General features: G+C 69.4%; 13 protein-coding genes. 8 read left to right on the top strand and 5 right to left on the bottom strand.

The annotated features are described in order from the left end of the window. The first annotated feature begins 150 nt into the window (after nt 1-150). Complete coding sequence (locus tag E0H92_RS33750) at nt 151-2,304, top strand: DEAD/DEAH box helicase (protein WP_238173716.1); 2,154 nt, start codon at nt 151-153, stop codon at nt 2,302-2,304. On the opposite strand, the gene E0H92_RS33755 is transcribed toward E0H92_RS33750, so the two are convergent. Continuing rightward, nucleotides 2,296-2,895 (bottom strand): DUF1684 domain-containing protein, encoded by a 600-nt coding sequence (locus E0H92_RS33755; protein WP_131499094.1) that lies wholly within the window; start codon nt 2,893-2,895, stop codon nt 2,296-2,298. The two genes, E0H92_RS33750 and E0H92_RS33755, sit on opposite strands and share 9 nt — an antisense overlap. A gap of 11 nt (nt 2,896-2,906) precedes the next feature. Beyond that, entirely contained in the window at nt 2,907-3,575 is a 669-nt protein-coding gene (locus E0H92_RS33760) for a transglycosylase SLT domain-containing protein (protein WP_131499095.1), read from the bottom strand. Nucleotides 3,576-3,648: 73 nt separating this feature from the next. Here E0H92_RS33760 and E0H92_RS33765 point away from each other — a divergent pair, with 73 nt between their 5' ends. The 5 genes from E0H92_RS33765 (at nt 3,649) to E0H92_RS33785 (ending at nt 7,864) form a co-directional block, all read left to right on the top strand. Next, nucleotides 3,649-4,293: a VOC family protein gene (locus tag E0H92_RS33765; protein WP_131499096.1), complete on the top strand. Its 645-nt coding sequence runs from the start codon at nt 3,649-3,651 to the stop codon at nt 4,291-4,293. A 415-nt stretch (nt 4,294-4,708) separates the two neighbouring features. Beyond that, nucleotides 4,709-5,491, top strand: coding sequence for a class I SAM-dependent methyltransferase (locus E0H92_RS33770; protein WP_238173717.1), 783 nt, complete (start codon nt 4,709-4,711; stop codon nt 5,489-5,491). Nucleotides 5,492-5,582: 91 nt separating this feature from the next. Then, nucleotides 5,583-6,158: a dihydrofolate reductase family protein gene (locus E0H92_RS33775; protein ID WP_131461761.1), complete on the top strand. Its 576-nt coding sequence runs from the start codon at nt 5,583-5,585 to the stop codon at nt 6,156-6,158. A gap of 30 nt (nt 6,159-6,188) precedes the next feature. Next, on the top strand, nt 6,189-7,295 hold the full coding sequence (locus E0H92_RS33780) for a DUF6042 family protein (protein WP_131499097.1): 1,107 nt from the start codon (nt 6,189-6,191) through the stop codon (nt 7,293-7,295). Next, nucleotides 7,292-7,864, top strand: coding sequence for a GNAT family N-acetyltransferase (locus E0H92_RS33785; RefSeq protein ID WP_131461763.1), 573 nt, complete (start codon nt 7,292-7,294; stop codon nt 7,862-7,864). Before E0H92_RS33780 ends, E0H92_RS33785 begins: the two co-directional genes overlap by 4 nt. Nucleotides 7,865-7,878: 14 nt before the next feature. Here E0H92_RS33785 and E0H92_RS33790 read toward each other — a convergent pair whose 3' ends face one another. The 3 genes from E0H92_RS33790 to E0H92_RS33800 all read right to left on the bottom strand — a co-directional run bounded on the left by E0H92_RS33790 (nt 7,879) and on the right by E0H92_RS33800 (nt 11,050). Further along, nucleotides 7,879-8,259 carry a hypothetical protein gene (locus tag E0H92_RS33790; protein WP_131461764.1) on the bottom strand — a complete coding sequence of 127 codons (381 nt, stop codon included), beginning with the start codon at nt 8,257-8,259 and terminating at the stop codon, nt 7,879-7,881. Nucleotides 8,260-8,333: 74 nt separating this feature from the next. Further along, nucleotides 8,334-9,884: an alpha-L-arabinofuranosidase C-terminal domain-containing protein gene (locus E0H92_RS33795; RefSeq protein ID WP_202873957.1), complete on the bottom strand. Its 1,551-nt coding sequence runs from the start codon at nt 9,882-9,884 to the stop codon at nt 8,334-8,336. Further along, entirely contained in the window at nt 9,881-11,050 is a 1,170-nt protein-coding gene (locus E0H92_RS33800) for an ROK family transcriptional regulator (RefSeq protein ID WP_131499098.1), read from the bottom strand. Before E0H92_RS33800 ends, E0H92_RS33795 begins: the two co-directional genes overlap by 4 nt. 64 nt (nt 11,051-11,114) lie before the next feature. Here E0H92_RS33800 and E0H92_RS33805 point away from each other — a divergent pair, with 64 nt between their 5' ends. Both E0H92_RS33805 and E0H92_RS33810 read left to right on the top strand, forming a co-directional pair. Then, nucleotides 11,115-12,515 carry a sulfatase family protein gene (locus tag E0H92_RS33805; protein ID WP_131499099.1) on the top strand — a complete coding sequence of 467 codons (1,401 nt, stop codon included), beginning with the start codon at nt 11,115-11,117 and terminating at the stop codon, nt 12,513-12,515. A 183-nt stretch (nt 12,516-12,698) separates the two neighbouring features. Then, the gene (locus tag E0H92_RS33810) at nt 12,699-13,445 is read left to right on the top strand and encodes an alpha/beta fold hydrolase (protein ID WP_131499100.1); all 747 of its coding nucleotides are present in this window, start codon (nt 12,699-12,701) and stop codon (nt 13,443-13,445) included. Nucleotides 13,446-13,449: the final 4 nt, after the last annotated feature.

Below are 13,449 nucleotides of genomic sequence, written 5' to 3' on the forward strand. Positions count from 1 at the left end.
CTGAGCCGTGTTCCTGGGGGACCCTCTGGACGGCCCTCTGCACGACACCGCTTGGCATGACGTGGAAAGGCATGGCGTCTGGTCGACGGGTCGGTCCTCGCGTGGTCTGGGGTTCCGCCACGGCTCGGTCGTGGCACGACACAGGAGGAAATGTTGGCCCGACGAGGTCAGCGCCAGCCCGGCGCTACCCGTTCCGCTCCCCGTCGCCGGCGTCGCGTCCGTGACGGCGAGTCCGACGGTCTGATCCAGGTCCTCGCACAGGCCGTGCGCGAGGTCGAGGCCGCGGTCACCCGTGGTGCGATCAAGGCGTCGACCCGGACGAAGTTCCAGATCGTCGCCCTGCTGGTCCGCGAGGAGCGGGCCCGGGTGAACGGCGCCGAGTCCGCCACCGAGGCGTACCGCACCGAGCAGCTCCGGCGGCTCGACGGGATCGCGACGATCCTGGCGAAGACCGCCGCGCTGGAGCCGTCGCTGCTCGGTCTGCTGGCCGAGGACGCGGTGATCTCCGAGGCCGCTGCCGCGCTCAAGCGGCAGATGCTGGAGGACGCCGGCATGGAGGCGCCGGAGGAGGCGGAGCCGGAGCAACCGGTCGCTCCCCCGGAGACGCAGACCCGCCGGGTGGTGCCGCAGGCGGTCGTCTCGCGGCAGCTCGCCAACCCGTTCCTGACCCCGGACTTCTCCAACGCCCCCGCCCGCGCGAACAAGCCGAGCCGGCTGGGCGGCTGGGAGCTCATCGGACCGCTGCTGCGCTCCTTCGAGCACGCCGCGGCCTCGGCCACCATGCACCTGCCCGACCCGAAGTCGCTCCGGCTCGCCGGCGGTATCGACGCGCTCCGCCTCCGCGGCCTCGAGCTGATGCCGCACCAGGCCGGTCTGATCGAAGCCGCGGCGGAGGGACACCGGACGTTCCTGCTCGCCGACGAGCCGGGTCTGGGCAAGACCGCCCAGGCGCTGCTCGCCGCGCAGGCCGCCGACGCCTATCCCCTGCTGGCCGTCGTGCCGAACGTCGTCAAGACGAACTGGGCCCGCGAGGCCGGCCTCTGGACACCGCGCCGGACGCCGACCGTGATCCACGGCGACGGCGACACGATCGACGGTTTCGCGGACATCGTGGTGGTGAACTACGAGATCCTCGACCGGCACGTCGGCTGGCTCGGCGACCTCGGGTTCCGCGGCATGGTCGTCGACGAGGCGCACTTCATCAAGAACAAGAAGTCGCAGCGGTCCCGGAACGTGCTCGACCTGGCCAACCGGATCCGCAGCCGGCACGCCCGGCCGCTGCTGATGGCCCTCACCGGTACGCCGCTGATCAACTCGATCGAGGACTTCACCGCGATCTGGGAGTTCCTCGGCTGGATCGACGAGAAGGCCCCGCGGCCGGAGCTGATGGAGAAACTCGACGCGACCGACCTGACCCCGGCCGATCCCGGGTTCAACGCGGCCGCGCGGGCCAGCGTGATCGACATGGGCATCGTCCGCCGCCGCAAGGTAGACGTCGCCGCGGACATCCCGGCCCGCCGGATCGCCGACCTCCCGGTCGAGCTGGACGGCGCCGTCGGCCGCTCGATCCGGGCCGCGGAGCGCGAGCTCGCGGACCGGCTCGTCGAGCGGTACCGGACCGCGCTCGAGACCCGCCGCTCCGGTGTCGTGGTGGAAGGGATCGACCACGACCTGGTCCGCCAGGTAGCCGGCTGGGAACGCGCCGAGATGGCGACCAAGAAGACCGGCGACAACGTGTTCAGCCTGTTCCGCCGGATCGGTCAGGCCAAGGCAGGCCTCGCCGCCGACTACGCGGCGCAGCTCGCGCAGAACGTCGGCAAGGTGGTGTTCTTCGCCCGCCACATCGAGGTGATGGACACCGCCGAGGAGCTGTTCGCCGAGCGCGGCATCCGGTACTCGTCGATCCGCGGCGACCAGACCGCCCGCACCCGGCAGAAGAACATCGATGCCTTCGTCAACGACCCCGAGGTGTCGATCGCGGTCTGTTCGCTGCTGACCGCGGGCGTCGGCCTCAACCTGCAGGTCTCGTCGAACGTCGTGCTCGCCGAGCTGTCGTGGACCAACGCCGAGCAGACCCAGGCCATCGACCGGGTGCACCGGATCGGCCAGGACGAGCCGGTGACCGCGTGGCGGATCATCGCCGCGCAGACCATCGACACCCGGGTGGCGGACCTGATCGACGCCAAGGCCGGTCTGGCCGCCAAGGCGCTCGACGGCTCCGACGAAGAGGTCGGCTCCTCCGCCGACTTCCAGCTCGAGGCCCTGGCCGCCCTCCTCACCCGAGCGTTGGAAGCTTCAGCCTGACAGCTCGCCCACCGGCAGCTCGACACTCAGCGTGTTGGTTGCCGGTGCAAGGGGGCAGGTCCACTCCGGGCTGTAGGCGCAGGACGGGTTGTACGCGAAGTTCAGGTCGACGACGAACTCATGCGGGTCGCTGCCGAGGTCGGCGCCTTTCACCGTGTCGATCAGGTAGCGGCCGCCGCCGTACGTCGAGCTGCTCGCGTCCTTGACCGGGACGAAGAGCCCGCCGCCGTACGACTCCAGCCACCAGACGTCCAGGTCCCCGACCGGTAGGTGGAGTACGCCGACGCGCGAGAACGGGATCACGCCGTCGGTCGCGGACTGGAACTCCCAGCTGAACGGCTTCACGTCGGTGTCGATCGTCGCCTCGAACCGGAACTCGGGGCGGTACGCCGCAACGGGCGCCCCGGCGTACCGGTCGCGCCGTTCGACCGGCACCGGAGAGGCGGGGTGCTTCGTCAGCAGGTCGTTGCGGGTGGCTTGCCAGTGCGCGTGGGCGGCGGCTGGGTCGGGCTCGGCGCGGACGGCCTGGTAGAGCGCGAAGACCTGGCGGCGCCAGTCGGCTACGGCTAGTGCGGGGGCCGCGAACGTCACGGGTTCTCCTGTCAGCTCTTGAGTGCTTCGGCGGATTTCGCCCAGTTGTCGTGCAAGCGGTCGACGTACGACTGCGCCTGCGAACCGGCCTTGCGGCCGCGGGCGAAGATCCGCATGTTGCCCCCGCCGGCGTTGTAGCCGAGGGCAAGCAACTCGTCCTTGGTGTACAGGTCGGCGCGCTGGGCCGGCAGCCGTTTCGCGAGGTCGTGCAGGTGCCAGGCCGCGGCCTGGATCGCCAGCGCGGGGTTGTCGGGCAGCTCCTCCCACTTCCGCCGGGCGAAGTCGCGGCCGCGTTTGGTCTCGTCGAACGCGGGTTTGTGCATGTTCGCGATCCCGAACGCCGGGTCGGAGTCCACCTCCGCCCACTGCCGCTCGAACTTCGGGTCGTGCGGCTTGTACGACTCGTTGTACAAGATTGCCATCAGCAACTGCGGGTTGATCCCGGCCTGCGTGGCGTACCGCCGCACGTCGGGCGCGAAGTGCGCCGGATCGTAGTCGTCGTACCAGGGCTTCGACGTCGTGGTCTTCGCGGTCGGATTGGCGGTGGGCGTTGCGGTGGGTGCTGCTGTCGACTTGGTGGCGGGCTCTGTTCCGGCGGTGGTGTCCTCTTTGTCGGAGCAGGCGGCCCAGACCCCCACGAGCAGTACTCCGACCGCCACCCACCCCCAGCGTTTCGCCACCCCACCACCGTAGTCAGTCCGGGCAACGCGCCGATCCGCGACACTTCCGGAAAGCGCTTGCTACGGTGGTCAGGTGATCTACGAGCTGAACCATGTCGGTGGCCGGGTACAGGATCTCGAGGCAAGCCTGTCGTTCTACGGCGGGCTCGGGGCGGAGGTGGTCGACCGGTTGTTCATGCCCGGTCCGCGCGTCAACCGGGTACACATCCAGCTCGCGACCGGCCTGGTCGAGCTACTGCACCACGAGGAGCCCGACCCGCAGGCGACGTACGGGCTGAACCACATCGGCTTCATGACCGACGACCTCGACGGCGACTACGCGCGGCTGATGGACCTCGGGTACGCCGAACTCTCGTCGCCCCGCGTGGCCGGGAGCGGGCAGGGCCGGCTCGCGTTCCTGTCCGACCCGAACGGCGTACGCGTCGAACTCCTCCAGCGCTCGGAGGAGTTCCGGGTCGCACCGATCACGACGGGGCCGGTACTCGGGTTCACCCACGTCGCGGTCGCGGCGCCCGATGCCGCGGCGGCGGCCGAGTTCTACGGCACCCATCTGGGCATGGAACGCATCGCCGACGACACGTTCCGGCTGGGCGCCGACACCGTCAAACTCGTGCCACCACCCGCTCCGACCATCGCGCATCTCGCCTTCACCACCGCCTCTCCCGGCGCACCGACGCAAGACCCCGACGGCACCCCCATCACCTTCCTCCCCGCCTGACCCACCACCGCCCGTAGCTCCCGCGCGACCGGGACACATCTGCAGCGGGACAGGAGGTATCGGTCAGCTGGGTAGTGCACCTGAGCGTGATCGCGCTCGTGCGTACGGTGTCTCGCTGGTGCTCTACCTGTCGAGCCGCCGCAGCTTGTGTCCTGGCCTGCGGTCACCGAGCAGGCGTTCGGGCGCGTGCGAACAGACGGGTGGTGGCCAGCGACTGACGGTGCACCCGAGTGGGGCTGCCACCGCAGACGCGGCCGATAGGGCCGCTCTACCCGTTCGTCGGTACATCATCCGGGCCAGGCGCTACCCCACCCATCCGTCACCAAGAACGGTTATCCCCTCGAGTTGGGGTGGATGGGGTCATCCCCTCGCGCTGGGTGGGTGAGCGGAGGTGGTGGGCTCTAGCGTGGGGGGCGTGTTCGACTACGACGCTGAGATGCGGTTCTTGCAGGGGCGGTTTCGGGGTGCTTGGGGGGTGCGGGACGGGGATCGCGTGCTCGATGTGGGGTGTGGGGGCGGGCAGACGTCGCGGGAGGCGGCTGCGGATGCTGGGCGTGGGCATGTGCTGGGGGTGGATGTGTCCGAGCGGATGCTCGAGCACGCGCGTCGGCAGACGGCGGAGGAACACGTCAGTTACCTGCTCGCGGACGCGGCGACGTACGACTTCGGCGAGGCGTCGTTCGATGTGTGTATCAGCCGGTTCGGGGTGATGTTCTTCGACGATCCGGTGGGTGCTTTCGGCAATCTGCGGCGGGCGCTGCGGCCCGGCGGGCGGCTCGTCGCGATGGTCTGGCAGCCGCGGGCGGAGAACGAATGGGCCCAGGTGATCCCCGCGACCATCACCCAGGCCACGGACGACGGCGGCGGGACTTCGCCGGACCGCTCGGCAGGCGGATCGGTTTGGGATGAGTCGCCGTTCTCGCTCGGGGATCCGGAGGTTGTGCGGGGCATTCTTACGTCTGCGGGCTTCGGTGAGGTGGCGTTCGGCGAGGTTCGTGAGCGGCTGTACTACGGGCCCGACGTCGAGGCGGCGTACGAGAACGTGCTCCAGCTCCGCGAACCGCTAGCGCTGCTAGCGGAACTGACCCCGTCCGACGCCGAGCGCGCAAGGACCGACTTGCGTGCGATGCTCGCGGCGCACGGCAGCGGTGACGGCGTCCTGTTCGACTCCGCTGCCTGGATCGTCACCGCGAAGTGACCGGCGTCACATTTCGCGGACGTCGTATCCGCCGCGACCCGCCCGACGCCCAGGCATAAGCACCTCACACCACTTGATCAAGGAGCACCAGATGCGTTCCCTCATCACCACCGCGTTCATCTCCCTCGACGGCGTCGTGGACTCGCCCGGCGGTGAGCCGGGCTACCGCAACACGGGCTGGACCTTCAAGGACGTCGCGTTCGACGAGGCGGCGTACGCGCTCAAGGGCGAGGAGCAGGAAGCCGCCACCGCGCTGCTGCTCGGCCGGGTCAGCTACCAGGCGTTCTCGCCGGTCTGGCCGGGGATGGTCGAGGAATTCGCCGGCTACAACGCGATGCGGAAGTACGTCGTCTCGACCACCCTCCAGGACAGCGACCTGGTGTCGAACTGGGGCGAGACCACCATCCTGCGGTCCCTCGACGACGTCGCCGCGCTGAAGGAGACCGAAGGCGGCCCGATCATCGTCCACGGCAGTGCCACCCTCAACCGCAACCTGTCCGACGCGGGCCTGATCGACCAGTACAACCTGCTGGTCTTCCCCGTCCTCCTCGGCGCCGGCAAGCGACTCTTCAGCGACGCCGACCGCGACAAGCTCAACCTCAACCTCACGTCGAGCGAGTCCTACGGCAACGGCATCCAGAAACTGGTGTACTCCGTCCAGCACTGAGTTGTCGGACCCCTGTACTACGGTTCCCGCATGGGTGTACTGGGGAGGCACGAGGACGAGCACTACACGCCCGAGGACGGAATTCTTGTGGTGCAGGACGTGGGCGGCGGATCGTGGTACGAGGACCTGACCGCTAACGACGCGCATCCGGTCGGCACGCTCGGGCGGTCGGGACGCGGGTGGTTGTACGCCGCGGGCGGTGACGGGCCATGTGTCGTCCGTCTGCAGCTGCGCGACGACCGCCCCGCCGACGACGACCAGTGGAGCGATGTCTTCGAGGTTCCGTACCTGAGCCCGAGCGGCGCCGTCGGGCTGACCGGGCTCACGTCGGGCCCGGGTGGCGAGCATCTGCGGCTGGGTGAGCCCGGGATGTACCGCATCCGCGCGGCTCACCGCTCGCTGCCCACCGCTCCCGAACTCCCGGAGGACGAGGACGATCTCGAGCCGACCGACCTCTGGCAACTCGCCTTCTGGCCGGACCAGGAGCCCGCGGATCCACCCCGCTGGCTCCACCGCCACCGGCCGCCGGTGCGCAAGGCCGACCCGGGATGGAGGTCGGTGCTCGGGTTCCAGGAGATGGAGGTCGCCAGCGTTGTCGAATGGGGCGGGTCTGCTGCCGGCATGACCGTCGCCGACATCGACAGCTGGGGTGCCGATCACCATCGCGGCCCGAACTGGCTCGATCAGACGTTGCGCGTCAGTCATCCGCGCGAAGGCTGGCCGACGCTGGCCGAGATCGCCCGGCAGGTCCGCGTCCCCGAGCCACGGGTGCGACGCGACCTGCTCCCCCTGTACGTCGCGCTCCAGATCCTCACGTTCGACGGGACGCGGTACATCGCCGTCGAGGACAAGCCCGCGGCGAAGTACGTGCTGCGGCTACCGGCTGACGTGGTCACTTCGCTCGATGGGGCGCAGGCGGTGAAGCAGTTCACGGGGTACGCCGCGGATCTGGTGTCGGTCGTGTTCTGGGGTGGCGGCGAGCAGACGATCGCCTCCCTTGCGGAACGGACCTTGGCCTCGGAGGACGACGTACGCAGGACTCTTCGGTACGCCGAGGATCGCAAGCTGCTCGAGGTGCAGTGGCGTGGGCAGGACGCGGTGTCGTTGACTATTTGTCCAGCTGGGAGACCGAGGTGAGTATCGACGTACGGCCGGCGGATGTCTTCGAGGATGTGCGGGCGGTGATCGGGCCGAAGTCGCCGACGTCCAACGTGTGCTTCTGCTTGAGTTATCGGATTCCGTCGAAGCTCAACAACGCTCTTCGTGGGCCGGCGCGGGGTGCGTACGTCGAGGAGCTTTGTCAGGCGAGGCCTGCTCCTGGCGTGCTCGCGTACGACGGTGACACGCCGGTCGGGTGGGCCGCGATCGCGCCGCGGGCGGCGACGTCGTTCGCCCGGAACCGGAAGATCCCGCATGTGGACGAGCTGCCGGTGTGGTCGTTGTGGTGCGTCCGGGTCCGCCCGGGGCATCGCGGCCAGGGGATCTCGCATGCGCTGATCGCCGGCGCCGTCGAGTTCGCGCGGGAGAACGGTGCACCGGTCGTCGAGGCCTATCCGCTCGACAACGGCGACAGCAAGGTCGATCTGACCATGGCGTACGCCGGGATCCGCAAGAACTTCGAACACGCCGGCTTCACCAAGGCCGCCGACACCACGTCAACCCTCGCCGGACACCCCCGCATCCTCATGCGCCTCGACCTCCGCTGAGCCACCGCGCGGCCTTACGTGTCTCGATCTGCGTTCAGCCAGCGCGCGGCTGCGTGGTAGGTGTCGTCGGGTCTGCTGTTGAAGGCGATCGCCGCGTCCGGTGCGTGTTGCCGAGTCAGGTTGACGATCCGTTCGAACAGCTCGAGCTGCTCCTCGTTCCTCCGGATCCCGCCGCCGATCACCACGCACTCCCAAGACTGCGCCGCCAGCGCCGCGCGCACCACCGACTCGATATCGTCGCTGCCGTCCAGCCCGACCAGGCAGGTCTGCGCGCCGACACCGTGAGCGGCGAAGTCCGCCATCCCGACCTGGATCCCGGTCGCGACCGGCTCTGGATCCCAGGGCCCAGGAACGCGGTACGGATCGAGACCGATCACCAGCACCCGCGTGTCCATACCGCGACCCTACTCCTGGAGGTCGAAGGACAGCAGCGTGATGCTGTGCGGCGGGAAGTCGTAGCTTGCGTCGGTCAGTTCGACGACCCCAGGTCGCGCAGACTCACGGCGTCCGGGGCGCTCAGACTGTTGGACGCGAGTACGTCGTCCGCGGTCAACTGCTTCACCGCGGCCCGCGCAGGCAGGGCGTCCCGACTCGCGTCGACGCTCAGCCCGGCGCGGATCACGGCGTCCCGGTGGCGGTTGATGACGGCCACGCGGATCGACCCGCCGTCGGCAGTCTGAGTCGCCGAAACGTCCAAATCCGGCACCGTCGCCGGGAAGGTGCGGAACTCGCCGCGGTGATCACGCTCGTCGCCCTGCCGAACAGCGGTCAGCCGACCAGGCGACCGTACGTCGGCGGCGAGCGCGATCGGGCCGAGGTGGTTCTGATAAAGATCCCAGACGTGGTACGTCGCCGCGCGCACGGCACCGTTGGGGCGGGCAACGATCACGCCGTTCGCGTTCAGCAGGTTCACCGTGTTCGCCATCGCGACCGGGACCTCGCGACCGCCGGCGCGGTGCAGGGCGTGGAAGACGCCGGCGTAGAACAGCGCATCGGCGAGCGTTCGCGGACTCCACCGGTTCACCCTGTGCGCCGGATGGGTCGCCAGGCCGTCGACGTCGCGGGCGACCGTCCCGCCGTCGTCGGACGGCTGTGGCTCGGGCCAGGTCGCGGGCTCGACGTGCCGGATGTTCCATTCGTCGAGTGAGAGGGCCAGAGGGCGCTCGCCGGCGTTTCGCGCCGCGAGCTCGCCGACGAGGTCCGAGTACTGGACGATCTGCTGCTCGAAGTAGAGCGACTGGGCAACGATCGCGTCGTACTCGGATGCGCCGTCGATCTGCTGGGTCGTCGCGCCATATAGATGGAAGGACAAGTAGTCGATCTGGTTGCCAACGGCCCCTAGTACGGTCTCGGTCCAGCGGTCATCGGTCTTGCCGACCGCGACGAACTTGATCGACGGGTCGACGGCGCGCAGGAAACGGGCGTGTTCGGCCGCGTCGGCGGCGTAGGCGGCGGCGCTTCGGTGGCCCATCTGCCAGTCGCCGTACACCTCGTTGCCCAGCCCCCAGTACTTCACGCCGTACGGCGCCGGGTGGCCGTTGCGCGCCCGCTGCCGGGTGTACTCGGTGTCGCCGGCGTAGTTGGTGTACTCGAGCCAGCGGACCGCCTCGTCGACGTCGCGGCAGCTGTGCGCCAGGTACGGCTCGGTCCCAACCTCAGCGCACCAGGCCAGGAACTCGTCGGTGCCGAAGCGGTTGCTCTCCTCTGATCCCCACGCCAGCTCCAGCCGGCGCGGCCGGGCGTCGCGCGGCCCGATGCCGTCTTCCCAGTGGTACGCCGACGTGAAGTTGCCGCCCGGCCAGCGGACCACCGGGAGCCCGAGTTCCCGGCAGAGCTCGATCACGTCGGTCCGGAGACCGTTCCGCGGGCCGTCGCCGCCGTACGCCAGGGGTGAACCCTCGTCGAAGACGCCGCCCTCGATGTTGCCGAAGAACGCGGACTCCAGGAAGTGTCCGTAGATCATCGGGTCGATGGCGTGCCGCCGGTCCCGGCGGATGTCGATCGTCGCGACGGGAATCACGGGTGGGAGGCCTCCAGGTCGGGAGCATTGAGCACGGCGTTCGGGCTGGCCGGTGATGAGGTGAGTACGAGGGCGATGCCGCCACGGGCTGCGGCGTCGGGGCCCAGGGCTGCGCGGGTGATTCGTACGGAGCGGTGGACCTGGCTGTGGGTGTGCCTGCGGAACGCGGTTTGCAGTGGCTTGAACAGGTGGTCGCCGGTCTCGGCCAGTTCGCCACCGATCACGACGACTTCCGGGTTGACGGTGTTGCAGGCGGCGGCCAGTACCTCGCCGACGCGTGCACCGGCGACTGCCAGCAGGTCGCGGGCCTTGTCGTCGCGGGCGTCGAGGACGTTCTCGGATTGTTCTTGCAGGGTCGTCAGCGACACGTAGCGCTCGAGGCAACCGCGGCCGCCGCAGGAGCAGGCCGGTCCGTCGCGGTCCACGCTGATGTGCCCCAGCTCCCCCGCCGCGCCGCCGGCTCCCGCGAGCAGTCGTCCGCCCAGCACGATTCCGCCGCCGACGCCGTACGACAGCCGCAGGTACAACGCGCTGTCCACACCGGCACCGGCGCCCCACACTGCCTCCGCTAGCGCTGCTAGCCGCGTGTTGTTGTCCACGTGCACAGGTACGCCGAACCTCGCACGCAGGGTGTCCCGCACCAGCGCGATCCGATCGGCGGACCGGCCGACTCCCGACGAGCCTTCGGTCGACACGGGTCCGACGATGCCGACGCCGACTCCGGCGAGCGCGATCAGCGAGATGTCGTGGCGGGTGGTCAGGTCGTCGACCAGGTCCAGTGCGAGCTGCAGGCGGCGGGGCCACGGCGTACGGTCCGCGCAGGCGACCGCGCCCGAGGCGACGAACTCGTGCGCGACGTTCGAGATCGTCACCTGGATCCGGCGCTGCCCGAGATCGATCCCCAGCGCGAGCCCACCGGCAGGGTTCAGCGACACCACCGACACCGGCCGCCCACGCCCGCGAACCGCCCCCACCTCGCGGGCCTCGACCAGCGCCTGCTTGTTCAAGAGGGTCTGGACGATCGACGAGAGCGTCGCGCGGGACAGGTTCGTCTGTTCCGCCAACTGGGCGCGAGTCAGCGGACCTCGGGCGCGCAGGACCGACAGCACCCGTTCCTCGTGTGTCTCCCGGAGCAGCCGGAGCGGCCCGGACGATTCGCTTCCCACGGGACCTGACTCTGACCGCCGCACCCTATTTATGTCAACACTCCAGTTTTAATACACTGTCCTCATGCCGCCGAACGTTCTGCTCCTCTGCACCGACCAGCAGCGGTTCTCCGCGCTCGGTGCCTCCGGCAACGACGAGATCGAGACCCCGAACCTCGACCGGCTCGCCGCGCAGGGCGCGCTGTTCGAGAACTGCTACGTGCAGAACCCGGTCTGCGGCCCGTCCCGCGCCAGCCTGATGACCAGCCGGTATGTGCACCAGCACGGCCTCTGGGCGAACGGCGTCGGCCTCCCGGAGCACGAGCGCCTCTTCAGCAAGGAGCTCGCCGACGCCGGGTACGACTGCGGCCTGGTCGGCAAGTTCCACCTGAACGCCTGCTTCGGCGGCCGTTCCGAGAAGCGGCACGACGACGGTTTCCGCGTCTTCCGCTGGGCCCACGACCCGTACCCGGGCTCGTCCGAGAACGAATACCACCGCTGGCTCCACACCGTCCGCCCGGACCTGGCCGGTACAGAGGTCGACTACGACACGCTCCCCGCCGAGATCCACTACAGCCACTGGATCGGCGGGCAGACGATCGACTTCCTGACCCGGTCCCGCGACCGTGACAAGCCGTTCCTGTTCGTCGCCAACTTCTTCGACCCGCACCACGGCTTCGGCGCCCCGGAGGACTCCGTACGCCGTTACCGGGACAAGGCACTCAGCCGCCCGCTCCCCGACGACCTGACCGGGAAGCCCGCGATCCAGACCGAGGCGTCCCATGCGTCGTACGCCGGCCACGCGCGCGGGTTCACGTCGTACAGCCCGGAAGAGCTGCAAGAGGTGAAGGCGGCGTACTACGCGATGGTGACGCTCGTCGACGACGAGGTCGGACGGATCCTCGACGCGCTCGACGCCGAAGGACTCAGCGACGACACGCTCGTCATCTTCACCAGCGACCACGGCGAGATGCTCGGCGACCACGCGCTGATGCTCAAGGGCCCGATGATGTACGAGCAAGCCGTCCGCGTCCCGCTCATCCTGCGCCGGCCGTCCGTGATCCCGGCCGGCACCCGGAACACCGAGCTGGTCCAGTGGATCGACGTCGGCGCCACGATCCTCGCCGCCGCCGGGCTGCCGCCGCTCGGCGAGGGACAGGATCTGTTGCCGTTGGCCACCAATCGCGCGACGGGGCGTGGCTGGGCGCTAAGCGAGTACCGCAACAGCGGGCACCCGTACCCCGAGCCGGTCCACCTCACGATGCTCCGACGCGACCAGTGGAAGCTCATCGTCCAGCACGGCTCCCCCGCAACCACCAGGGACCGAACCGGCGAGCTGTACGACCTCACCGCCGACCCGAACGAACTGCAGAACCTCTGGGACGACCCCCTGCATCGAGACATCCGGACCGAGCTCCAGGAGTTCCTCCTCGACGTCCTGGTCGCCACTGAGGACCGCAGTCAGGAACGCGTCGCGGACTGGTGAGAAATTCGCTGGCGAGCACACCGAGCGGACGCGTACGGTACCGACGGACGTGACTTCACGCGAGGAGGTGGGACCCATGAATGCTGTATCTCGACGGGTGCTCCCGCTTTCCGTCACGGCAGGGCGATCGGACTAGGTGTCGCCAGGAGCGCCGCACTCAGGCACTCCTGAAAGGGCACCACCATGACCGATCTGCAGTTCATCAGCACCACCACGACGGACGGCGTTCTCGAACGCGAGTTCACCCTCGGCGACAGCATCCACGGCATGCTCTGGTCACCAGCCGCACCGCCGGCCCGGTCCGCTCCGCTGATCCTTCTCGGGCACGGCGGCGGACGCGACGCCAAGGCGCTCCCGATGGTCGGCCGCGGCCGGCACCTGGTCGCGGCAGGCTTTCACGCCGTCGCGATCGACGCGCCCGGTCACGGCGAGCGGCCGCGTACGGCGCTCGACGACCAGCAGATCGCCGCGATGCAGGAGGCGATGAACACCGGCGTACCGGTCGGACCGATCGTCGTCCCCTACAACCTGCACCTCGCCGAGCGTGCCGTCCCGGAATGGCAGGCGACCCTCGACGCGCTCGAACAGCTGCCCGGGATCGACGGCCCGTTCGGGTACTTCGGGCTCAACATGGGCACCGCGATCGGCGTACCGCTGGCCGCCGCCGACGCCCGGGTCGCGGCCGCGGTGTTCGGCATCTTCTGGTACGACGGGACGCTCGCCGAGCACGCCCGCCGGATCACGGTGCCGGTCGAGTTCCTGCTGCAGTGGGACGACCAGCACATCCCGCGCGACTCCGGGCTGGCGTTGTTCGACGCGTTCGCGTCGACCGAGAAGTCCCTGCACGCGAACGCGGGCGCCCACAAGGAGGTTCCACGGTTCGAGGTCGAGAGCATGGTGCGGTTCTTCGACCGGCACCTCCGGAGTTAGGCCC

Source organism: Kribbella speibonae, assembly GCF_004331375.1.
GTDB lineage: Bacteria > Actinomycetota > Actinomycetes > Propionibacteriales > Kribbellaceae > Kribbella > Kribbella sindirgiensis.